The 24,041-nt window shown below is 70.0% G+C and carries 11 protein-coding genes; 2 read left to right on the top strand and 9 right to left on the bottom strand.

Annotated features, from left to right (window positions below):
- Window positions 1–150: 150 nt before the first annotated feature.
- From ACYVIO_RS17370 to ACYVIO_RS17345, 6 genes are all read right to left on the bottom strand, one after another.
- Entirely contained in the window at window positions 151–528 is a 378-nt protein-coding gene (locus ACYVIO_RS17370) for a hypothetical protein (protein ID WP_460651810.1), read from the bottom strand.
- Window positions 525–1,904 carry a DUF4331 domain-containing protein gene (locus tag ACYVIO_RS17365; RefSeq protein WP_460651809.1) on the bottom strand — a complete coding sequence of 460 codons (1,380 nt, stop codon included), beginning with the start codon at window positions 1,902–1,904 and terminating at the stop codon, window positions 525–527. The genes ACYVIO_RS17370 and ACYVIO_RS17365 overlap by 4 nt, the downstream gene beginning before the upstream one ends.
- A 3-nt stretch (window positions 1,905–1,907) precedes the next feature.
- On the bottom strand, window positions 1,908–2,183 hold the full coding sequence (locus tag ACYVIO_RS17360; protein WP_425841594.1) for a twin-arginine translocation signal domain-containing protein: 276 nt from the start codon (window positions 2,181–2,183) through the stop codon (window positions 1,908–1,910).
- A 241-nt stretch (window positions 2,184–2,424) separates the two neighbouring features.
- Window positions 2,425–3,051, bottom strand: a complete 627-nt coding sequence (locus tag ACYVIO_RS17355; RefSeq protein WP_460651808.1) for a DUF4304 domain-containing protein — start codon at window positions 3,049–3,051, stop codon at window positions 2,425–2,427.
- Window positions 3,052–3,071: 20 nt separating this feature from the next.
- Window positions 3,072–8,792, bottom strand: coding sequence for an RHS repeat-associated core domain-containing protein (locus ACYVIO_RS17350; protein ID WP_460651807.1), 5,721 nt, complete (start codon window positions 8,790–8,792; stop codon window positions 3,072–3,074).
- Between the two features lie 14 nt (window positions 8,793–8,806).
- Window positions 8,807–15,496 (bottom strand): LamG domain-containing protein, encoded by a 6,690-nt coding sequence (locus tag ACYVIO_RS17345; protein ID WP_460651806.1) that lies wholly within the window; start codon window positions 15,494–15,496, stop codon window positions 8,807–8,809.
- Between the two features lie 259 nt (window positions 15,497–15,755).
- On the opposite strand from ACYVIO_RS17345, the gene ACYVIO_RS17340 reads away from it, so the two are divergent.
- The gene (locus ACYVIO_RS17340; protein WP_460651805.1) at window positions 15,756–18,560 is read left to right on the top strand and encodes an AfsR/SARP family transcriptional regulator; all 2,805 of its coding nucleotides are present in this window, start codon (window positions 15,756–15,758) and stop codon (window positions 18,558–18,560) included.
- Between the two features lie 113 nt (window positions 18,561–18,673).
- Complete coding sequence (locus ACYVIO_RS17335) at window positions 18,674–20,002, top strand: FAD-binding oxidoreductase (RefSeq protein ID WP_460651804.1); 1,329 nt, start codon at window positions 18,674–18,676, stop codon at window positions 20,000–20,002.
- Window positions 20,003–20,055: 53 nt separating this feature from the next.
- On the opposite strand, the gene ACYVIO_RS17330 is transcribed toward ACYVIO_RS17335, so the two are convergent.
- The 3 genes from ACYVIO_RS17330 to ACYVIO_RS17320 are packed head-to-tail and all read right to left on the bottom strand — an operon-like array spanning window position 20,056 to window position 24,033.
- On the bottom strand, window positions 20,056–20,472 hold the full coding sequence (locus ACYVIO_RS17330; RefSeq protein ID WP_460651803.1) for a DUF805 domain-containing protein: 417 nt from the start codon (window positions 20,470–20,472) through the stop codon (window positions 20,056–20,058).
- A gap of 16 nt (window positions 20,473–20,488) precedes the next feature.
- Window positions 20,489–23,065: a tetratricopeptide repeat protein gene (locus ACYVIO_RS17325; RefSeq protein WP_460651802.1), complete on the bottom strand. Its 2,577-nt coding sequence runs from the start codon at window positions 23,063–23,065 to the stop codon at window positions 20,489–20,491.
- Complete coding sequence (locus ACYVIO_RS17320) at window positions 23,065–24,033, bottom strand: endonuclease/exonuclease/phosphatase family protein (RefSeq protein ID WP_460651801.1); 969 nt, start codon at window positions 24,031–24,033, stop codon at window positions 23,065–23,067. The genes ACYVIO_RS17325 and ACYVIO_RS17320 overlap by 1 nt, the downstream gene beginning before the upstream one ends.
- Window positions 24,034–24,041: the final 8 nt, after the last annotated feature.

Here is a 24,041-nt window from a genome sequence, read left to right as displayed (position 1 = left end):
CTCGGACCATCGCGAACGGACCTGCCAACCTACCGGGGGCAGCCGGAGGAGTTCAACGGTCGGCCGTACTTGTAGATGCCTGTCATCCCCCCACGGAGGCGGACCGGCGGGAGTGGCCCCTGCACACGCCCGACGGTCCGGTCCCCCCGGCTACTGGGGCCAGGTGGCCTCGGTGACCTGGCCGCCGGTGACGGCGACGGTCAGTTGGATCGGGCCGTCGGGCATGACGTACAGGTCGTACTTGCCCTCCGGTACGTCGGGAAAGACGGCCGAGTGGATGGTCATGCCCTCGGGGGACGGACGGGGGACGACGGCGACGTGCGGCAGGTGGTGATGCCCGTGCCCATGTCCGTGACCGTGACCGTGATCGACCGGTACGCCGTGGGGGCGGCGCTCGATCTCGGTGTCGTTGAGGGCCGCCGGCATCGTGACGACGATCGCGCCGATGTCGTCGCCGATGTCGAGCAGGACCGAGGACCCCTTCCCTGCATGGGGATTCTCCTCGGCGTTGGTCAGTGGCGTGGTCATGACACGGCCGGGAGGCCGGGCTTGGACTGGTAGCCGCCGGCCGGCGTACCGAGGTACGGGAACACCTTGAGGTAGTCCGAGTTCGTGTTCGACGTACCGTCCTGGACCGCCGACGCCGCACCGTCCGGCGTGAACGACGGGTCGACCAGCGGGATCGTCAAGCCCGCGACAGCGCGGATCTCGACCGTGACGACGTCGTCGAAAACCCTGCGCCCGTTGGGGAATCCGGCCGCGTCGCCCGCGACCAGACCGAGCGGGTTCGGCGACTTCGACGGCGGGACGGCGACGTTCAGCCGCAGCATGTCGGCCTGCACCGGACCGGTGTAGTTCTGGAACCCCGGTACGACACCGGCAGGGATCCCGGTCAGCAGGATCGCCGCCAGGTCCGCGCGCGGCTTCTTGTACGCCGCCAGGTTCGGGAACACCCCCGGGTAGAGCACCGGGAGCAGCCCGGCGAGCTCCGGCTTGGTCACGTACTGCGCGTACTTCTTGTCCTCCGACGGCGGCCGGCTGTTCCACTTGTCCTTCTCGGCCATCGGCACGATGACCTCGTTGAACAACGGGTTGCCCAGTCGCGAGACCTGCTTGTACGGGCCGTGCCACAGCGAGAGCCCGAGCAGGTCGTCGAAGATCTTCGACTGCTGCCGGCTCGCGGTCGCGTAGACACCGATGACGGACTTCGCGTCCATCACGTCCTTCGGCCGCTTGCCGTCGCGGGTGAGGTCCGAGATCGGGACCTGCAGCGCGATCGTGTGCACGTTCGAGCCCTGCAGGCCGTTGACGCCCATCGCCGCGGCGGACGGGATGAGGTGCGCGGCCTGGAACGGACGCAGCGTGCCGAGGTCGAAGATGCTGCCCAGGTCGGCGAAGAACCCGTCGGCGCGCTGGCCGGCGAACACCTTGCGGTTGGTGCCGATCGTGTGGATCGCCTGACCGGCGAGCTTGGCGTAGTTCGGCGTACTGCGGGGCCCCACGTTGACCGGCGGAGCGGCCAGCTCGCGGGCGAGGATCCGGGAGCGACCGTCCTCGACCCGGGTGACCGAGTAGTACTGCGGGCGGTTCCAGGTGGTGTCCTTGATCGAGCTGATCGGACCGGTGTTGTAGAGGAAGGTCTTCTTGTTCCGGATCTCGGCGTGGAAGCGGAACTGGTAGCTGATGTCCGCCTTGCCGTGACCGCCGTTGGAGATGTGGATCTGGTACAGCACGTCGTCGCCGAACTCGTAGAAGTTCGGGCCGCCGTACGGGTTCTGGAACGGGATGAAGTTGGCGATGATCGTCACGGTGTCCGGCTTGTCCGGGCTGACGAACGCGTAGACGTCGGTGTTGTCGGCGACCGGGTCCTTGGAGATCTCCGGTGCTTCGCGGTGTGAGGACATGGCTCAGGCCCCCTTCGCGCCGGCGAGGCGGGCGGCCAGCTCGCGATCGGTCACCAGGACCTCGCGCTCGCCGACCATGATCGCCAGCTGCCCGGACTTCACGTCCTTGACGTGGACCACGAACGACTCGGCGTCGGCCAGGTCGCTCGCCTCGAGCTGCGGTGCCGCCGCCTCGGCGGAGCGCTCGCTGAAGATCTTCGGCGCCGCGACCGCGCCGACCGCGGCCGCCGTCCCCGCTCCCGCGAACACCAGGAATCCGCGCCGTGATGCGTCACTCATGACTGTTCCTTCCCTCCCGTACGCCGACCTGCCGACGGCTGCCGACAGGTGCTGCACTTGCGATCCAGTCGCATCTGGTGTGACCTGGCTCACAATCCCAACCGCAGGGCCTTCGGAGCGGGCCGGCCGGTGGATGGGTGCAACTCACGGCGTGGTGAGGGCAACCTCTTTCAAGTACCGACCACCGATCGGGGGTCGGTACTTGAAAAGATGGACAGATGGCGAGCTCTTCGCCTGGGGGTCAGGCCTTTCCGGCGGCGTAGGCGCGCGCCCAGCGCGCCAGGCGGGCGGCGGCGGGCCATTCGGCGGGGTCCTTGGCGTCGTACCAGGCCAGAGCCGCTTCGAGTTCGGGTGACGGGCCCTCCCCGACGAGGAGCATGACCTCGCCGTGGCCCAGGCCCGGCTTGTACGCCGGGTCCTCGATCATCGTCAGGAACTGCTTGCGGTCGAGCATCCGGGTCAGCATCGGGACGGTCTGCTCGGTGAGGACCTGGGCGAGCCCCGCGCCGACGCGGTCGACGTCGGAGGGGTCCGCGATCCGCCAGCGTTCGGTGTCCCACTCGCCGGCGGCGAACTCCGCCGGCGCCGCGACCTGGCCCTGCCACAGACCGTCGCCGTACTGCGGTTTGCGGCCGGCCGTCTTCGGCTGGTCGTGGACGAGCCAGGCCCACTGAGTGGTGGGCAGCACGCTGACGTTCACCACGAACTCGGCGTGCTCGCCCACACCCGTCTGCCAGCGCCGGAAGACCACGAAGGCCAGGTCGCCGGTGCCCGCCTCGCGCCGGTACACCTTTCCGGCCTTGGCGAACCCGTGCTCGGTGAGCACCGGCGTGACGTGGTCCTTCAGCAGCTGGTCCAACGGGTTCATGGCTCGATTCTCACCCAGGATCAGGCCACCATGTCGCCCGGGTTGCGGCGCATGCTGTCGCAGATCCCGGCCACGTCGAACAGGCAGAAGCCTTCCTTCATCTGCTCCTCCGGGCTCAGTCCCGGCGGCGGTCCGCGCAGGATGTCGGGGATCAGCGGGATGATCCCCAGCGGCCCGCCCATCTTCGGTCCGCGGGTCCCGCCGCGCGGGGCCGGCACCTTGCGCGGCTCCTCCTTCTTCCCGTCCGCCTTCGGCGCCGGGACCCGGATCGGCGGCTTCTCCGGCTGCTCCTCCTTCTCCCGGTAGGTGTAGAGGATCGCCCCGGGGTACTGGCCCTTGGACGCCGGGTTGATCCCGCCCGGGTGCACGGTGATCAGCTCGTCCTTGCCCCGGCCGTTCTTCCAGGTGAAGGTCCAGTCCTCGCCGAGCGCGAACCCGGTGTCGATGACGTCGCGCCGGAACGCCGCCCGCGCCGCGGTGACGTAGCCGGTGACCTCGGCCTGCACCACTTCCGGGGTGTAGGCGTGCCCGGACTTCACCTCCCAGATGTACATCTGGGTGCCGTCGTCGTACATGATGTCGGCGTACCCGACGTTGCCGTTCTTCGCCTTCGAGCCGCCCGGGATCGCGGTCCCGGTGGTCTTCAGGTACTTCGGGTCGAAGCCCTTGATCTTGGCCGGGCCCATCGCGATGATCTTCTTCTTCGACTCCGTCACCACCGCGTTGTGGCGCAGCGTCAGGTCGGCGTACCAGGGTCGCTTGGCGGCCCTCTCCATCGCGATGTTGATCTCTTCGATGATGTCGAAGATCGCCTTGAGGAAGTCGCCCCACATCTGCCCGGTCGGGTCGCTGTAGGTGATCGGGCTGTTGTTCGCGTAGCTGTACGCGTTCAGCTGCTGCGGGTTGTTCGGGTCGATCACCGGGTCGACGGACAGGAACCGTCCGGTCGCCGGGTCGTACTGCCGGGCGCCGAGGTTGAGCAGGTCGGTGGACTCGTCGATCGTCCCGCCGACGAACCCCTTCGAGCCCGGGAACGCGGCGGCCGCCGTACCTCGCTGACCACCGAACGGCGTCTGCCGCCGCTGCTGCACGCCGAGACCGTCGGCCGCGATGGCGATCTGCTGCGTGCCCTGGTGGTCGGCCGCCAGCCAGCTCAGCTTCCCACCGGTCCGGACCGCGACCGGCTTACCGCCGTGCCCGTAGTACCGGGTGCCGACGACCTTGCCGCTGGCCTTGTCGAGCCGGAGCTCCTGGCTGCCCAGGTAGAGCGTCGTCCCGGTCGGGTCCCGGCGGATCAGCCGGGTGCCGTTGGCCTCGTACAGGTACTCCGTCGACTGCAGCCCCTCGACGATCTTGCCGAGCTGCCCCTCCGGGTTCCAGCTGAGCTGATGCGTCGACCCGCCGACCGTCCGCGTCGTGGTGTTGCCCGCGGCGTCGTACGCGAACTCGTCCCGCCCACCACCAGTGGTCTGTACGGCGGCCAGCGCGTGCGGCTGCTCCTGGCTTCCGGCAGCCGGGTAGGTGTAGGCCCGCGTGACGTCACCCGCGGCGGTGTGCTGCACCTCCGACACCCGGTTGCCGACCTTGTCGAGCCGGAACGACTGCCAGTACGGCGCCGGCCCACCAAGCCCAGCGACCGTAGGCACCGCGCTGCAGTCGCCCGACGACGGCGTCCACGCCTCCGTCATCCGTTGCAGGTAGTCGTGCTGGAAGCACTGCACGTCGGCCGGCCGGTCCTGCGGCCGGTCGGCGATCTGCGTCAGGTTGCCGGAGGCATCGTAGGTGTAGTTGACGTCGGCAACCATCGGCTGCGGCGTCTCGGCGTCGACGATGTTCCGGGTCAGCCGCCGGGTGTTGTCGTCGAAGTAGTACGACAACCAGGCCCGGTTGGTGCCTTCGCCCAGCTGGATCCGCTGCGCCTCGCCGAGGCTGGTGTAGAGGGTGTCACTCACGTACGTCGTGGTGCCGCCGTCGAAGCCACCGGTCGTGGTCAGCGGCCGGCTGTTGTCGTCGTACGTGTAGTTCATGCTCTCCAGCGGCAGCCCACCGGCGGCCGGCAGCGACTCCCCCTTCGGGCTGCCGTCGTCGTTGTACTTCTTGACCGACTGGTACGTGCCCGCCAACGCGCCTTCCACCTCGGGAATGACGGTGGACGTGATCAGCGGCTGGTTCAGCGACGTGTAGGCGCTGACCTTCTGCACGTACGCCTGGCCGTCGACCCAGCGCGTGGACGCGGCGACTGCGCCCTTGCCACCGGTCGCGGTGTCGTAGCTCCACTCGGCGAGCTTGGTCCCGTCGAGCCCGCCCTGGAACACGCCCGTCCGCCGGCCCAGGTCGTCGTACCCGAAGGACAGCGTGACGCCGCGGGCGTCCGTCGACGTCACCGCGTGACCGGCGAGGTCGTACGTCGTGAGCGTGACGCCCTTGTCCGGGTCGTCGGTCCGGATCGCGCGGCCCTGTGCGTCGTAGTTGTACCGCCAGGTGCTTCCCGCCACGTCGCGGACCGACGCGACCTTGCCGGCCTGCGTGTACGTGTAGCTGGTCTCGTCGAAGGCGCCGGTCGTGGTGCCGTCGTGGTACTGCCGCAGCGCGGTCACCTGGCCGCGGGCGTTCGCGATCGTGGTGGTCGCGACACCGCCCTGCGGCGGCGTGACGTGCACGCGGTCGCCTTCGTACCGCGTGCTGCTGCGCCACTTCTCGTAGCCGTGGCCCTTGAAGACCGTCTCGAGGGTGCGCCCGGCGCCGTCGTACCAGGTCTCGGTCAGGCCCGGTACGGCGGTGTCGGCGGCCACCCACAACGTGGTGTCGACCTCGCCGTCGGTGAAGTACGGCTGGGTGGACTTCCACGCGCGGCCCTGGCTGTCGTAGCGGGTGTCTGCGATCATCCGCCCACCGCCCGGCGCAGGCTGCTGGACCTGGCGGACCCGGTAGAGCCCGTCGTACAGGGTGTTCTTGGAGGTGTACCGGCCGTTCGGGCCGATCGTGCTCGCGGTGATCACGGTCGGCGCGTCGTTGCGGATCAGGTACGTGAACTTCGCGCTGCCGCCGAGCCCCTTGGACCGCAACCGGTTCGGCTGCCACAGCTCCACGGTCCGGCCGAGCGCGTCGTACGCGACCTCGCTGATCCGTCCGTTGACGTCGACCGACTTGACCGGGGTTCCCCAGGCGGGATCGAGCTCGGTGGTGCCGGTGTGGTTCAGCGCGTTGGTGGTCGTGGTGACCGTCGCCGGCCCACCCTCGGCCGGGGTGAAGGACGCCTTGCTGACCTTGCCGAGCGGGTCCGTGACGGTCAGCACGCGGCCGTGGACGTCGTACGTCGTCCGGCTGTGCGCGTAGTAGACCGGACCGGAGGCCGGGTGGTCCTTCATCCGCTCGTCGAGCGTGACGTCACCGGTCGTCGGCGCGACGCCCGGCGCCTGGCCGTCGAAGCCGGCCCGGCTGTCGGAGACCGCGTCGGCCGGAAAGGACGGCGTCGAGTCGCAGTCGGTCGCGACCGTCTGCACCCGCGCCGGGAACGCGACCAGCCATTTGCTCTCGTTGCGGTGGTACGTCGTGCGCTTGCACTGGTCGTCGTCGGCGGTGGCCTCGTCGCCGAGGTCGTTGATCGCGACCGGCAGCCCGAGGTCGTCGTACGTCGTCTCCGTCTTGGTGATCCGGAACTTGCCGTTGGCAAGCTTGGTGAAGCCGCGGCTCGTCCCCGGCCGGACGATGTAGGCCTTGAGGTCACCGCGGGTCGCGGTCGGGCCGCGCACCGACGGCCGGCTGACCATCCTGCTGACGATCTTGTCCTCGCCGTCGTAGGTGATCGTCTCCAGCTCCGACCCGCTGAGCCAGTCGTCGTCGGTGTACTTGGCGCCCTCGGAGTCCTCGACCTCGACCGGTTTGGTGCCGCCGTCCGGCCGGGCGCGGTCGCCGTTCATGCCGCGGTGGAACCGCTGCTCCACCAGCGTGACCGGGCCGGACGGGTCGTCCGGCGTACCGGTGCGGACGCGGACCTTGCCGAAGCCGCGGAACTCGTTCCAGGTCTTCTTGTCGGCCGGGGTGAACTCGGAGGTGTCGTAGTGCCAGGCGGCGCCGCCGAGGTACTCGTAGCTCTCCAGCTGGGTCGGGTTCGAGCTGATCCGGTCCGACTGGGTCACCTGCGTGACGACGTACTTGTGGAACCAGTCGGTGCGTTCGGGAAGGCCCGGCTTGTTCCAGCGGACCGGGAAGCAGCGCCGCGTGTTCGTCTCGGCGTTGGCCGGCAGCGAGGTCGCGGTGCAGTCGCTCTCGTAGTGGATCGAGGTGACGCCGCCGGACTCCGACACGATGCCGGTGATCCGGTACCGGATGAGCGGACCGACGCCGTCCACCTGGGCCACGCGGTTCGGCAGCTTCGCGCCCTCGAAGGTCACCGCCGGCAGCGTGATCGACCCACCGGCCAGGCCGGTCTGCGTGATCGACTTCAGCCAGAGCGCGGCCTTCTCCTTGTCGCCCGGGTCGGGGTACTGCTGGTCCAGCGTCCACTTGTCGACATCCGCGTACGACGAACCGCGCAGCACCTGGGTCGTGATCGTGCTGAGCCGCTGCGTGCTCCAGAACGTCGGGACGTGCTTGTCCTTGCAGGTCGCGGCGTCGCAGCGGTCCTTGAGCGCGACGTCCGGCCAGTTGTCCGGCTTCTCGACAACGCACTCGCTGCCCGGGACGCACCGGTTCGCGACGTCGAACACGACCCGGCCGGTCGCCTGCAGGCTGCGCGCGGTGTGCAGGCCGTACTCGATCTTGGCGAGCGTGCCGCCGCGCACGTAGCCGACCGCGGCGTCCTTCGCGTTCTGCCCGTACTTGTTGGTCTCCTTGCGGTACGACAGCAGCATCTCGTTGCCGTGCCGGTCGACCACCTTGTCCAGGTTCCAGCGCCACGCCTGCGTGCAGGACGAGGCGTCGAAGGTGTTCTGGTGACAGGGCTCCTTGTCGTCGTCGCCGTACACCGGGACGGTCCAGGTCGAGTCCGCCTCCGGCCGGGAGCCGAAGAAGTACTGCGTGCCGTCGACCGAGGTGATCTTCCAGCTCTCGCCGTTGTCGTCACCGTTGCCGGTGCCGGTCAGCCGCTCGATCCGCGAGCCGTCGTCGTTCTTCTGCCGCCAGCCGTTCGCGCCGAGGATCAGCGCACCACCTCCACCGCCGTACGACGCCGAGGCGTTGTCGGACTTCCAGCACAGGTCGCCGACTGCCGGTGGGGTCGTGCCGCCTTCCTTGTCCGTCGAGCATCCGCCGTACGAGCGCTCGACGTAGCCCAGCGACAGGTCCCAGCCGTCGCCGACCCAGGAGGCCTGGTTGTTGGTCGCGCTGGTCCGGCCGTCGACGGTCGACGACGAGTACGACAGCGCGAGGTCGGGCTCCAGGCCGCCGGGCGCCGGCGGCACGCGGAGCGGGTAGCTCCAGCGGAAGTCGCCGCTCTGCTTGGAGACCTCCCAGTACGCCGACGGCGACAGGTCGGTCGCGCCCGACGTACCGCCACCAGGCGGGGCCGGGGACCCGACCGGCTGGTCGCCGCGCAGGGCCCTGCTGCTGGCCTCGTCCTGCGCGCGGGCGCCCATCGACTGGCCGGACACCGGCACGGTGGGGATGGTCGGCAGCGGGACCGACGGTCCTCCACCGGCCGCGGCGGCCGGCGCACTGGTCACCGCGACGGGAGCGAGCAGGGCGAGGGCCAGGACCGTCACCATTCCGCGACGGCCGTACTTACCGAGCAGACGACGCACGTTTCCTCCTGTGCTCATGAAAGGACCGGCGGTGCGGTGGGGATGTGGCCGAGCAGGCGATCGACGGTGTAGCCGTCGCAGGTCGCGCTGCGGGAGACGAACTTCTGCCCGTTGACCGCGCAGCGGTACAGCGGCACGGTCGCGACGTCGGCGGGTGGCTCGGTGTAGACGTAGCCGAGCGACACCACCACGGTCTTGCCCTCGCACGCGGCGTCGGTCGAGGTGAACTCGTCGGAGTCACCCATGCAGCTGCGCAGCGCCTGGGTCCCGGGCAGTTGCACCCGCGGCAGCCAGCCCATCGTCCCCTCGAGCTTGTACGACGGTGCTGTGCCGAAGACCGTCGTCCAGTGGTCCCGGTTGTCGGAGCTGTAGTAGCGACCGAGCGGCGCGTACGCCGGTGCGTAGCCGAGCAGGCCCTCGTTGGTCCCGCCCTCACACGCCTCCTGCGGCGACTCGACGTGGTCGGGCCCGAGGTTGCACCGGTAGACCGGAACCGTGGCGACGTTCGCCGGCTTCGCGGTCCAGAGCCGGCCGATCGGGCCGACCACGGTCTTGCCCTCGCAGTCGGCCTGGATCGAGCTGAAGCCGTCCCCGTTGAACTGGCAGCCGTACACCACCCGCGTGTCGGGGCCGTTCGGCGCCAGGAGGCCGAGCGTCCCTTCGAACCGGTAGCCCGCCCGGACCGGCTTGTCCGTAATGTCGGTGTAGTGATCGCCCGCCGCGTTCAGGTAGCGCCCGAGCTGGCCGGTCGGCGGTGCCGCCCAGCCACCGCGCTGCGCGATCTCGGCGGCGGTCGCCACGCCCAGCTCGGTCCGGACCTCGTCGATCGCGCCCGGGAAGAAGTCGGCCGACTGGCCCTCGTACTGACCGCGGCCGATGGTCGTGCTGCCGGTTGCGTTCGGCAACGGGTTGACGAGGTTCTTGGTCCCCGACAACTCGCCGTCGACGTACAGACGCAACTGGCCGGACGGCCGGTCGTACACGCCGGACAGGTGCACCCACTGGTTGGTCAGCGGTTGCTTGGCCGAGACCGCGTACGACGACTCGGCGCGTTCCGAGTCAGCGGCTGGACCGCCGAACACCCAGCGATCGAGACCCGGCCGGTACTGCAGCACGAACCCGCTGCGGCGCTGCCCGTCCTGGCCGACCACCGTGGCGACCTTGCTCTTGCTGGTCAGCCGCGCCCAGGCCGAAACGGTGAAGCTGTCGCCCATCACCGCGGTACGGAAGGCGGTCCGGACCGAGCCCGTGCTGCCGTCCAGCTGGATCGCCTTGCCCTGCGGGTTCACGCCTTCGACGTACGAGACCGTTCCGCTCGCGGTGCCGTCGGCCTTGCGCGTCGTGTAGTCGCGCGCCGTGCCGTCGTCGAAGCGGTAGAAGTCCAGACCGACCGCCTTGACGTCGTCGTGGACGAGCTTCACCTCGCCGTCGGTCAGCGCCTTGCCGAAGGTCCGTACGTCGTCGATGCCGCGGGAGAAGTAGTCGACCGGGCCGCCCTCCCACTTGCCCCGTCCGATCGTGAACGGACCGGTGGAAGCCGCCGGCTTGATGCCGGTCGTTGCCCCCGACAACGAGCCCTGCACGTACAGGCGGAGCTGCTGCGTGAGGGCGTCGTACACGACGGCCAGATGGGTCCACTCCCCCTTGGCGGCCGGCTCGGTGGACATCACCCAGCCACCCGTCGTACCAGGTACGACGGCGACCCACTTGTCTCGTTCCTCCTGGTACTGCAGGAGGAACGCGCTCGACTGGGTACCGTCCTGGGCGAGCACGGTCCGGTGGCCGGTGGTCGTGCCGGTCAGGTAGACCCACGCCGAGGCGGAGAAGCTCTTGTCCGTGTCGAGCACCTTGCCCGCGGTCTCGGCGTACCCGGTCGTGCCGTCGAACCAGCCACCCGGGCCGGTCCGGCCGCCGATCCACGTCGCGCCGCCCTTCAGCGTCGCGTTCTGCCCACGCACGGTGTCGACTGCGGTCGTGCCAGAGTTCTCGTCGAGCTTCCAGTGGCCGGCGTCGGCCGGCGGCACGGTGTCCGGCGTCTTGGCCACCGGGTAGGCGCGGAACAGGTTGGAGATCCGGCTCTTGTCGAGCGCCCCGGCGTACAGGCGGACGTCGTCGACGCTGCCCGGCCAGTACTGCGTCCGGTTGCCGCCCTCCAGGCCGCGGCCGATCTGCAGCTTGCCGGTGGAGGCCCAGGCGTTGTCGACCGTGCCGTCACCGACGCGGCTGCCGTCGACGTACAGCAGGATCTGCCCGGTCTTGCGGTCGTACACGCCGGTCAGCAGCGTCCACTTGGTGATCTCGGCCGGCAACGTCGAGACCGCGGCCTTGAGCGGTGGCCCGCCGTCGGTGTTCGGCAGCTCGAAGATCCACGCACCGCACTTGTTCGGGTCGGGGTCGATCCCTTCCAGGCAGAGGTTCTGGTCGAGGTCGGCGACATGCCCGAGCCGGAACTTGCTCCCGGTCGTGCCGTCGACACTGACCGCGGTGAACTGCGACTCCGGCTCGCTGCGGCGATCCAGCTGGACCCAGGCCGAGACGGTGAAGCTGTCGTCGGTGCGCAGGTCGATCCCGGTGCTCTGGACGGCGTCGTCGGTGCCGTCGAGGTGGATCGCGTTGCCGATCCGGCCGGGCGACCTGGTGGCGCCGCCGACCGCCGTACCGGCGCGGGCGCCGACCGTGTCGGACGCGTTGGCCCCACTCGGCTCGTCGAGCTGCCAGTGGTGGACCAGGCTCAAGTCGCGCCCGGCCATCGCCCGGATCTCCTCGGCGAACAGCACCCGGCTGTAGACCGACACGTCGTCGATCGCACCCGGGAAGTACTCGATGTACTGCGCGCCCCACAGCGAGCGGCCGATCTGCAGCTTCCCGGCCGCGTGGTTCCACGGCTGCACCCACGGCTTGCTCGCGGCGAGCACGCCGTTCACGTACAGGTTGAGCTGGTCGGAGCCCGCGTCGTACACGGCGACGAGGTGGGTCCAGACGCCGGTCTGTGCGGTGCCACCGAAGATCTCGCCGCGGGTCGCACCGCCGTCCACGTCGGTGCCGAACATCACGAACGACCAGCGGTTGTCCGGCGTCGCCCGCAGCTTGAACGAGCTCACCCGGGTGCCGTCCTGGGCCAGCACGGTCCGCAGCTGCCCGTCGCTGTCCAGCTTGGCCCAGCCCGCCACCGAGAAGCTCTTGGTGACGTCGACCGAGTGCGGCGCGGTGACGTGCGTGCTCGTACCGTTCAGCCGGACGGCGAGGTCGGTCTGGTCCGGCACGTTGCTCTGGCCGGCGGTCCACTCCGGACTGTTGCCGAGGGCACCGTTCTGGACCGGGACCCGGCCGTCGGCGTTGCCGTCGAGCTTCCACTCGCCGACCGGGACGTGGTCGCGGCTGACGATGCCCTGGACCTCGGTCGCGGACAGCGCCCGGTGGTAGGTCCGCACCTCGTCGACCAGGCCCGGGAACTGTTCCATCAGGCCGCCGTGCAACCGGGCCCGTCCGACCGCGAACGCTCCGTCCGCGCTCCAGGTGACCTTGCCGGTGTCGGTCGCCGCCTCCTGGCCGTTGACGTACAGGACGGACTTGCCCGCGACCGCGTCGTACACGCCGGTCACGTGCGTCCAGGTGTTGACCGTCGCGTTGCCCGACGACGTCGTCCAGATCGGGAAGTCGGCAGCGGCCTCCGAGCCCGGCATCACGAAGCTCCAGCCGGTCTCGCGCTGCTGCAGCATGAACCCGCTGCCCTGCTGGCCGTCCTGCGACGCGAACGTGGTCGCCTTGCCGGCGGCCGCCAGCGTGCGCGGGTTGACCCACGCCGACACCGTGAAGCTCTGATCAGTCCGTACGACGGGCCCGCTGGTCGCCGCGAAGTCGTCGGTGCCGTCGAGGTCGAGCCCGCCGAACACCGCGCCGTCGTCGCTGACCTTGTCACCGTCGCGGTCGCCGGTGAACTTGGCGCCGTTCTGCAGGACCTGCTTCTCGCCTTCCAGCAGGCCGTTCGCCGCGGTGGTGCCGTCGAGCTCGTCGTACTTCCACTGCCCGGCCTGCACGTTGTCGCGGCTGACCGCGGCCTTCACCTCGTCGGCGCTCAGCGGCCGGTCGTACACCTTGACCTCGTCGACCGTCCCCGGCCACGGGTTCGCCGACTGCGCGTTCCAGCGGCTGTCGCCGACCTGGAACTTGCCGCCCGCGTTGAAGCTCGCGGGCGCTGTCGCTGTGCCGGCCGGCTCACCGTTGACGTAGAGCGCGATCTTGCCCGAGTAGGCGTCGTACACGCCGGTGAGCTGGGTCCACGTCTTCACCCGGGCGGGCATCGTCGACCGGACCACCGCACCGCCGGCGTTCTGGTAGTCGTCGGTCGCCGGTTTGTAGAACTCCCACTGATCGCCGGTGGCAAGCCGTCGGTAGCCGAGGAACAGGCCGCTGACGCTGACGCCGTCCTGGGACACCGCGGTGTAGGTGTGGTCGTCCATGACGGGACGCTTGTCCAGGTTCACCCAGGCGGAGACAGTGAAGCTGGTGTCGGTGCGGATCGCGGGCGGAGCCGTCATCGCCGAGGCGTGCTCACCGTCGGTCCGAAGCGCCGAGCCGAGCGCGCCCGGCGTGTACGTCGTACCGCCGGTGAGCGTGCCGTCGCGGTCGCCGAGGAAGGCGGAGTCCTTCGCCGTACCGTCGAGCGCGTACTGCGCGAGCGGTCCGTTGCCGGCACGGACGTAGAAGTGGTGCTGGCTGGTCTTCGACCGGTTGTCGGCCCGGTCGGCGGCCTGCACGAACAGGTCGCGCGGCCCGTCACCGGGCGGCGTCAGCTCGAGCAGCGCCTTCCCGCCGAGCGCGTCGGCGTCGATCCGGTTCGTCGGCGGGCTGGTCCAGCCCCAGTAGAAGTGGTCGATGTCGGTCGCGTTCTTCGCGGTCAGCGTGAAGGTGTCCTTGACGCCCTCACCGCCGTGCCAGCGGTTGTCTGCCTTGTACAGCCGCGCGTCGATGCCGGGCTTCTGGTTGTCGTCGTCCGGTGCGTCCCGGTCGACCGCGAACGGCCCCGGTCCCTTGGCGTACCCGCCGACGTCGTACTCGTCGGCGCCGCGCAGGTACCACTCGATCGTCGTCCCGTGCTTCTGCTTCAGGTCGAGCGTGGTGCTGTGCGCGGCACCGGTGATCTGCCAGACGTTCGGGTCGACGTCGGCCCGCACGCCGTTGGTGTAGACGTCGTACTCCGGGCGCAGGTGCTGGCCGGGGTCGTTGTCGGACAGGTGCCCGATCAGCCGGATGCTGTCGCCGCCGATGTACGGCGTACCGGCGCAGTGCTTGCACGCGGCCGGCAGCGCCGGATCGGTGGACAGCGAGTACGCCGGGTTCGGGATCCGGTTGAAGTTCACCCGCAGGTAGGTCTGGTTGGAGTCGTACTTGCGCCAGGCCAGCTGGTCGCCGCTGTTCTCGGCCTTCAGGAAGTACGTCGAGATGCCGCCGCCGTCGTTGTGGTGGATGCTCGTGCCGGCCGAGAAACCGACCGGGTTCCGGCCGCAGCCCGGGACGGATCGCGTGTACAGCAGGCCGCCCGCCGGCTTGTTGCCCCAGCGGGTGCCACCGTCGATCCGGCCGCCGGCGATGAACAGTTGGTGGTTCCGCGGCGCGTTGCAGTCCGGGCCGCTCTCCATGATCGTGTCGAGCGTGACGCCGAGAATGTGGGTGCCGCCGAGGCCGCCGGTGTTGTACTGGAAGTACGACCAGCCCTCACCGATGCCGTTGCACTCGCCGCGGCCGTTCCAGCACTGACCGGTCTGCGCCCACGGGTGCGCGGCGCTGCTGTTCCACCGGGCCTGGTCGGAGCCGGACAGCACGGAGGTCCAGCCGCCACCTCCCCAGTTCCAGCCGATCGCCGACAGGTCCGGGTCGATGGTGACCGGGTACTTGGTCGCGCGACCGTGCAGCAACGACTTGTCCGGGACCAGGGTCAGCCTGTCCTTGCTGACGGCAACCGCGGCGCGGGACTGACGGTTGCCCGCGTCCCACATCAGCGACTCGGGCGCGCTGAACAGAACCTTGCCCTTGGCATCCTTCGCCTGCAGGGCACCGGTCGCGTTCGCGGTCAGCGTGACGCCAGTCGTCTTCAGCCCGAGCTCGATCTTCGCCACCTGGGCCGCCGCCCGGGCGTTCTTCACGACGACGTACTGGCTGTAACCGTCGGCCTTGGCGCGCATCACCAGGTCGATGCCGGGCAGGACTTCGGCGTACGTCGCCTTGTCGCCGGTGAGCTTCGGAGCGGGCAGCCGACCGGGCCAGGTCAGCGTGATGCGATGGCCGTCCTTGCCGTACGACACCAGCGGCGTGGTCGAGCCGCCGCCGGAGAAGGCCAGGTCGATCGGCAACGCCTTCGGTACAACGGATCCGCCGCTCGTGCGCTGCAGGCCGGTGTCCACCGGGACCCAGCTGCCGTTGCGCTTCACGCGTTGCGGAGTGGTGCCGATCACCGCCGTCAGCGTGCCGTTCGGTTCGGCGTACAGCTGCCTGGTCTCGGTGCGCCCGCCGATCACCTCGACCCGGGCGCCCTTGGCCTTCGCCGTCGCCAGCGCCGAGGTCTCCTCGGTCGCCTTCTCGGTGCGCGGCTCCGCCCGTGGCGCGGGTTCCGGTCCCGCGGCCTCCCGGTCGGTCGGCAGCAGACCGCAGCCCGAGGCCACCAGTCCCACCGAAGCCAGCACAACAGCAGCCATCCGTGCTCTCACGGCAATCCTCCCCATCGGGCCCACCCCAGCGGCCCGTCAGCGTTGACCTCACCGCGGACCTCGCCCCCACGAGGGACCGCAGGGCAAGGATGGGGAGCGGCAGGGCACCGCCGCCAGCCTTTCCATCACGGATCAAGAGTTGAAATCGATGTCCCACCGACGCGACCGGATCGCGTGTCCAGGGCGTCTATGCGGCGTGTATACAGACCATGAGACGATGGTTCTTGAAAGCTGAACTACTCTCTGGGGCAGGTGGGGTGTGGACGACCGGACCGCATCCTGGTTCACCGTGCTCGGGCCGGTCCGTGCCTGGCAGGGAGCGACGGAGCTGCGGCTCGGGTCGCCGCAGCAGCGGGCCGTGCTGGCGGCCTTGCTGGTCCGGGAGGGCGCGCAGGCCACGATCGGCGAGCTGATCGACGCGGTCTGGGGCAGCGGCGATCTCCCCGAGTCGGCCGCGCAGACGGTCCGGACCTACGTGCACCGGCTTCGCCGCGTGCTGGATCCTGGCCGCCCGGCTTCGCAGTCGGTGATCGCGTCGATCGGTGACGGGTACGCGTTGACGGCCGCCGCGGGGACGCTCGACCTCGGGGTGTTCAAGCAGCACGTCGCCGACGCCCAGGCGGCCGCGAACTTCCGCGACCTGGGTCGCGCCGAACGACTGCTCCGCGAGGCACTCGCGCTCTGGCACGGCACCGCCCTGGCCGGCATCCCCGGCGAGTTCGCCGAGACGCAGCGGGTCTACCTCGGCAAGCTTCGGCTCGCCGCGCTGGAACTGTTGATGACCGCGCAGCTCGAGCTGGGCGCGGCGACCGAGGCGGCGAACGAGCTGGCCACGATCACCGCGGAGCACCCGTACGACGAACGCTTCCGCGAGCTGCACATGACCGCGCTGTACCGGTCCGGCCGGCAGGCCGAGGCGCTGGCCGTGTACCAGGACTGCCAGAAGCTGCTCGCGAACGAACTGGGCATCGATCCGGGGCCGGCGCTGCAGGAACTGCACGAGCAGGTCCTCCGCGGCGAGGTCCCGCCGGCTCCGGCCCGACAGCCCAGCACCAGTCCCAGCTCCGACTCCACTGTTGTCCGTCCGATGCCCGCGCAACTACCCGCCGATCACCGAGGTTTCAGCGGTCGCAAGACCGAACTGGCCGAAGCCGCGCAGAATCTCGACCGCGCGAATGTTGCGGTGATCACCGGAATGGCCGGCGTCGGTAAGACGACGTTCGCCGTCCATCTCGCGCACCGCTTCGCCGCCCGCTACCCCGACGGCCAGCTGTACCTCGACCTGCGCGGCTTCGCCTCGGGCGCCGAGCAGGTCGCGCCGGAAGACGCGCTGCGTTCGTTGCTCGAGGCCCTCGACGTACCGGCGGAGACGATCCCGAGAGACCTGGCCGGCCGGGCGGCGATGTTCCGCACGCTGCTGTCCGGCCGCCGAATCCTGCTGCTGCTCGACAACGCCAAGAACGCCGAGCAGGTCCGCCCGCTGCTGCCGGGCGAAGCGACGTCCCTGGTGCTGATCACCAGCCGGGACCGGCTGACGAGCCTGCTCGTGACCGACGACGCGGACCTGATCACGCTGGACGTCCTGGAGCCGGCCGAGGCCCGAACCTTCCTGGTCGGCAAGCTCGGCGCCCGCCGGGTCAGCGCCGAGCCGGACGCGGCCGACGAGATCCTGCAGCGCTGCGGACGGTTGCCGTTGGCAATCTCTCTGGTCGCCGCCCGCGCGATCGTCAACCCCGGCTTCAGCCTGTCCGCGATCGCCGCCGAGCTGAGCCATCGCGACGGGCTGGACGCGTTCGAGGACCTGGACGGCGCGGACGTCCGCTCGGTGTTCTCCTGGTCGTACAACGCACTCAGCCCGGAGAGCTCGCGACTGTTCCGAGCGATGTGCCCAGCGCCCTGGCCTCGTTACGACCTGACCGGAGCAGCCAGCCTGGCCGGTCTTCCGGTCAGCGAGACCCGGCGGCTGATCGCCGAGCTCAGCCGGGTCAACCTGATCACCGAGGAACGGCCGGGCGAGTTCGCCTTCCACGACCTGGTTCGCGCGTACGGCGTGGAGAAGGCCGCCGCGGGCGACCGGCAGGAGCGCCGCGACGCCCTGATCCGCGCACTCAACCACACGCTGCACACCGCGCGGGCGGCCGTCGTACTGCTGAATCCGAGCCGCCGGGCGTTCCCGCTGCTCCCGCTGCTCGACGACGTCACCGTCCGTCCGATCGAGGATCGCGCGGCCGCGTGGGCATGGTTCGCCGCGGAGTCGCCGATGATCGGTACGTGCCAGCGGCTGGCGGCCGAGGCCGGTCTCGACGAGTACGTCGGCCAGCTGGCCTGGACGGTCAACACCTATCTCCTGCGCTCCGGCCAGTGGGCCGAGATGCTCAGCGTGTACGAGCGGGCGCTGGCCGCCGCGACCCGGCTGGACGACGAGTTCCTGATCGCGACCGCCAGCATGGTGGCCGGCAAGACCGAGACCTGGCTGCACCAGTACGACGCCGCCGACCAGCACCTGACCCGGGCGATCGCCGGCTTCCACGCGGCCGGGCGGATCACCGAAGAGGCCAACGCGGTGGACAGTCTCGGCAACCTGCGCAGCTTCCAGGGCCGGTCCGCCGAGGCGATCGTGCAGTTCCAGAAGGCCGTGGAACTGTCCTCGGACGTGTCGTCGCGGGCCAGCGCGCTGAACAACCTGGCCAACGAGTACAACACCACCGGCGACTACGCGGTCGCCGTACCGATCTGTCTGCAGGCGATCGAGCTCTGGGACGGCGCCGGTGACCAGCACGCGCTCGCGAACGGCTGGGACACCTTGGGGACGTCGCACCGGGGACTCGGTCACTACGAGGACGCGGCCGGTTGCTACCGGCAAGCGTACGAGTCCTTCCGCGAACTGGGGAACCGCTACAACGAGGCCCGCACGCTGATCAACTACGCGGCGGCCGTCGAGGCGCTCGGCGACTGCCGGGCCGCGCTCGGGGCGCGGGAGTCGGCCGTCGAGATCCTGCGCGACCTCGACCACCCGGACGCCGTACGGCTCGCCGGTCAGTTGGAGCCGACCCTGCCGCGCTGACCCACGCGCGGCGGTCGTCCATCGGTTGTCTATCCAGAATGCGGACACTGGGGGCGGAGCGCTGACCACGCTCCCCCGTGCAGCCGTTCCCTGTACACGAAGGAGCCCCCCTGATGTCCACCACCGGCCTCCCGCCGAGCACCTCGAGCGCCGCCTTCAGCGGCCGGGTGCTCGGTCCCGGGGACCCCGAGTACGACGACGCCCGTGCCGTCTTCAACGGCATGGTCGACCGCTTCCCCCAGCTGATCACCCAGCCGGCGACCGCTGACGACGTCGCCGCAGCGATCCGGCACGGCGTCGACGCCGGGCTGGAGATCGCGGTCCGGTCCGGTGGTCACAGCCGCCAGGGCAACTCCACCACCGAGGGCGGCCTGGTGATCGACCTGCGCCGGATGAACTCGGTCGACATCGATCCGGTCGCGCGACTGGCCCGGGTCGGCGGAGGGGCGACCTGGTCGGAGGTCGGCCGCGCGGCGCAGGAGCACGGACTGGCGACCACCGGCTGCCGGCACGATCGCGCCGGCGTGGCCGGGCCGACGCTGAGCGGCGGCTCGGGCTGGCTCGAACGCCAACTCGGCCTGGCCTGCGACAGCCTGGTCTCGGTCGAGCTGGTGACCGCGGCCGGGCAGCAGCTCACGGTGAGCGAGACCGAGCACCCCGATCTGTTCTGGGCGCTGCACGGCGGTGGCGGCAACTTCGGTGTCGCGACCGCCCTGACGTTCCGGTTGCACCCGATCCCGACCGTCGCGAGCGCGACACTGCTGTGGCCGTGGGCGGCGTACGGCGAAGTCCTGCGGACGTTCCGTTCGGTCTTCGACGGCAACCCGCCGAACGCGCTCGGCGGCGCGGTGGTCGCGATGACCGACCCGCCGGGCACCGTCGTACCGGCCGAGCTGAACGGCGGGCTGGTGACCAAGGTGCTTGCCGTGCACACCGGTTCGTCGGAGGAGCTGACCGACCAGATCGCTCCGCTGCTTGCCCTCGGCCCCAGTTCGCTCCGGCTCGCGGAGACGCCGTCCGCCGCCGTCCAGCCGAGCCCGAACGGACCGGCCGGGCTGCGCAGCTACTGGCGGACGGAGTACCTCCAGTCGCTGTCCGACCAGGCGATCGACGAGTACGCCGGGTGGATGGCCCAGGTCCCCGACGAGACCGTAGCCAGGATGGCGATCGCGCCCTGGGGTGGCGCGGTTGCGGACGGCGCGGACCGCTGGCCGGCGCCGTTCCGCAAGGCGCCGTGGGTGCTCGCACCGATCGCGCGCTGGGCCTCACCGGCCCGCGACGACCACGTCCTGGGCTGGATCCGGGCGCTGCACGACCTTCCCAGCCACGAGCGGACCGACACCGCCTTCGACCCGGCGAGCCGGGCCCGGTTGAGCACGGTCAAGTCGACGTACGACCCTTGCAACGTGTTCCACCTCAACCAGAACATCCCCCCGGCCTGACGCACGTGAGCCCGCGCGCCGGATCGGCGCGCGGGCTCAGGTGAGGTGAAACGTCAGACGGTTGGGTACCCAGGCTCCGCACTGCCTGCCGCGGTGCCGAACCGCTCGGTGGCCTTCGGGTCCGGGCCGTGGCTGTTCTCGCCGGCCGTGCCCTCCTGGATGGTGAAGACGAGCAGCACGATCCACCCGATGATCGGGATCAGCCCGATGAGGATCCAGAACCCGCTCCGGTTGGTGTCGTGCAGCCGCCGCACGGTGACCCCCAGGGTCGGCAGCAGGACGAGCAGCGAGTAGATCCCGCCGATCAGTCCCGTCCCCGTGCTGGCGTTGTCCGTGCCGATGGCGCGATCAATGACGTTCAGCACGATCGAGATGATCGCGCTGAACAGCGTGAACATCCAGAACTCCTTGCGGCGCGCCCGGCCGCTGAACACGACGTACTTCTTCAGTACATCCACGTACCACTGCATGGTGGAACTCCGATCATCAGCCGCCTGGCCGACCCAGGTCGTATGGCTCCAATGCCCCCTCGGCCGCATGCGGTAAACGTGCGAGCAGGTCCTCGACGCGCTCGGAGCGGCCGTACCGACGGTGGGTCTGCCAATCCTCGGGGGTCATCACGCCCGCCACAAGACCTAAAGCTTCCTCGAGTTCCTCGGCCAGGTAAGGATTTGGTATCGCCAGCCGCTCACCCATCGCCTCCTCCGCGCCGAACAGGCGCGCGGCGGTGACAGCGTCGCCCTGCCGGGCCAGAATCGTCATCGTCGTGTTGGAGAACGCCATGGTCAGACTAGGGCTGCCGAGGCTCAGAACCGTGGGAATCAGCCCGCGCGCCAGCGTGTCGGCCTCCTCGACCCGCCCGGTCAGCGCCAGCAGGTAGGCCAGATTCTGGCCCTGGACGGCGGTTTCGTGGGCGTCGCCGATCTTGTTGAGCACGGCAAGGGATTCGCGCAGCAATGCCTCGGCGCGGTCGTGGCGGCCGAGTTCTTCCTCGACCCCGGCGAGATTGCCGAGGATCCTGGCCAGGCGTCCGTCGTCGCCCAGGTACCGGTGGAGCTCGAGTCCCTCGGTCAGGGTCTGCTGTGCCGCGTCGAGCTCGCCCTCGTGGCGTTGCGCCGTACCGACCAGGCTCATCGCCCAGGCGACGCCGGAGCGGTCGTCGAGGGATCTGGACAGTTCGAGAGCCCTCGAGGCCTCGGACAGCGCGCGCTGCGGTTCACCCTGGACCAGCAGGAGATTCGACAGCCCGCGCAGGCAGGCGGCGAGATCTGTCGACCGGTCCGCCGTACCGGCCCTGGCCAGTACCTTCTCGTGCCAGCGGCGGCCCTCGGCGACGTCCCCGGTGAGGACCCACAGCCAGCTCAGGGCCGCACACAACCGGATGCCTTGGGCAAGGTCCGTGGTGGTTGCCCAGGACAACGCCGCACGGAAGTTGCCGAGCTCGGTCCCGACGCGTTCGAGTGCGGTCCCGTGGCGGGACTCGCGCAGGTCGCGGAGGCTGGCGCCGAGCTCCGCGTAGTACGCCGCGTGGGCGGTGCACAGGGCGTCGGACTCGTCGGTCGCGGCCAGCTTCTCCTCGGCGTACTGGGCAATCGTCTGCAGGAACCCGATCCGGGTCGGCGAGCCCTGGGTCACCGTGATCAGGTTCGCGTCGTGCAGCTCAGCGACGGCGTCGAGCGGGTCGACGGTGTCCGCGGCGATCGCCGTGATCGCGGCGAGGTCGGCGCCGCCGGAGAAGACAGCGAGGCGGCGGAAGATGCGTTGATGCTCGGGACTGAGCAGGTCGTACGACCAAGCGATGGTGTCGCGCAGCGTCCGTTGCCGGTCGGGCGTGACGCGGCTGGTGGACGCGAAGTCGAGCGGATGGTCGATCCGGTCGAGCAGTTCCTCCAGGCTGAGCACGCGGATCCGTGGCGCGCACAGCTCGATCGCCAGCGGCAGACCGTCGAGCCGTTCGCAGATCTCCCGGACGATGCCGAGATCAGGATCGAAGTCCGGCTGTACGGCGGTCGCGCGCTGGACGAACAACTCGACCGCGGCGGAACCCGGATCAAGCGGCGTCACCAGATGCTGCCGCTCCGCGACCAGCCCGAGCGGACGCCGCGACGTGGCAACGACCTTGACCTGCGGCGCCCGGTCGAGGATCTGCGCGACCACCCGGTCGGCGCCGTCGACCTGCTCGAGGTTGTCGAGCACCAGCACCAAAGTGCGCTGAGCCAGGTATGCCGTCAGCCGCGCCGGCGTCCGTTCGCGCGGTGGTACGTCGAGACCTTCCGCGATCGAGGACCACATCACCTCCTCGGTCACCGCGTCGGCCAGTGGAACGAAGTACGCCCCGCCCGGGAACTGGTTGATCGCCCCCGCGGCCACCGCGATCGCCAGCCGCGTCTTGCCCGCACCACCGGGCCCGACCAGACTCACCAGCCGTACGTCGGGCTGCCTGATCAGCTCCCCGAGGCGAGCCAGGTCGACGTCTCGTCCGAGCAACGCGGTCGCCGGGACGGGCAGGCTCGTCGCCGTTCCCAACGTCCGCGGCGGCGGGAACTCCTCCTCCAGCCCGAGGACGGTGACCTGGAACAGCCGTTCGGGCTCGGGAATGTCCTTCAGATGATGGGTTCCGAGATCCCGCAGTACGGCGCCGTCAGGCAGCTCTTGGCGGATCAGCTCCCCGGTCGTCGCCGAGACGATCACCTGCCCGCCGTGCGCCGACGCCGCGACCCGGGCCGCCCGGTGGACGTCCATGCCCCAGTAGTCGCCGTCCGAGATGCCCGGCGTACCGGTGTGGATTCCCATGCGTACCCGTAGCCGCTCGCCGCCGGGCCACTCGTGGCCGGCCAACCGCCGCTGCCCTTCGACCGCGGCTCCGACCGCACCGGCAGCGGTCGGGAACACCACGAAGAAGCTGTCGCCCTCGGTCCCCTGCTCCACCCCGTCGTACTCGCGCCACACCGCGCGCAGGATCCGCCGGTGTCCTTCCAGTGCCTCCAGATAACTGTCGCCGAGCCGGCGCAACAGCACGGTCGACCCCTCGATGTCGGTGAACACCATCGAGACCGCGTCCATCAGACCGTGAACTCCACCCAGAGCGGGTAGTGGTCGGAGATCCGGAAGGACAGCTGGGTCTTGGTCAGGTCGGTGAGGACCAGCGGCACGAAGTCCAGGCTGCCGCAGCGGTTGCTGAAGGTCAGGCCGTTGAGCATCGGCGGGAGGTCGGGCTTGGTCGGGTCGTTGAACCAGGCGATCTGGTCGTAGTAGTGGTGGTCCTTGTCGTTGTCGAAGATCGTGCGCGGGACCAGCCCGAGGTCCGGCGGCGGCCAGAGCCCGGTCGAGACGAAGGCGGCGTACAGCGGGTCGTCGATCCGGTCCAGGTTGAAGTCGCCGAGCACGAGCAGGTTGTGGTTCCAGTCCTTCGGACGGTCGGCCCACTTGCGCATCCAGTCGGCGAGGGCCTGCACCTCGCCGAGCCGGTCTTTCGGTCCCTTGCCCCACAGCACGTGCACGGTCGTGAGGATGAAGTCGGTGCCGCCGCGCACGAAGGCCGCCGCGTACGGCGTGCGCGCGAACTGCTCGACCTTGTCCTCGGCCGCGGCCGGCAGCACGATCTCGCCGACCAGCCCGGACGGCTGCACCCGGTCGGAGTCGTAGACGTAGGCCAGGCGTTCCGCGTTGCCCGGAGCACCTTCGGTCGCGTCCGAGACGATCACCCGGTAGCGCGGACCGAGGTGGTGCAGCAACGCCATCAGCGCGGTCGTGTCCCGTTTGCTCTCCTGGATCGCGGTCACGTCGAACCGCTCGACGACGGCCGCCACGCAGGCCAGCGCGTGCCAGTCCCGCCGCGGGCTGTCCTTCGGGCCGGACTGCCACTTCGGCGTCAGCCCACCGAAGCCGCGCACGTTCCACGTCCCGATCAGCAGGTTGTCCTTGACCTTCGCCGGCAACTGCTGGTCCAACGCAGCGCCTAACCGGTTCAGGTCCTGCGTCACCGCTTTCGGCACCGGACCCGCCGGTGGCCGCACCACTTCACGCGCCACGATCCCCC

It is taken from the genome of Kribbella endophytica (assembly GCF_054781295.1).
This window is presented reverse-complemented; position numbering and strand designations above follow the sequence as displayed.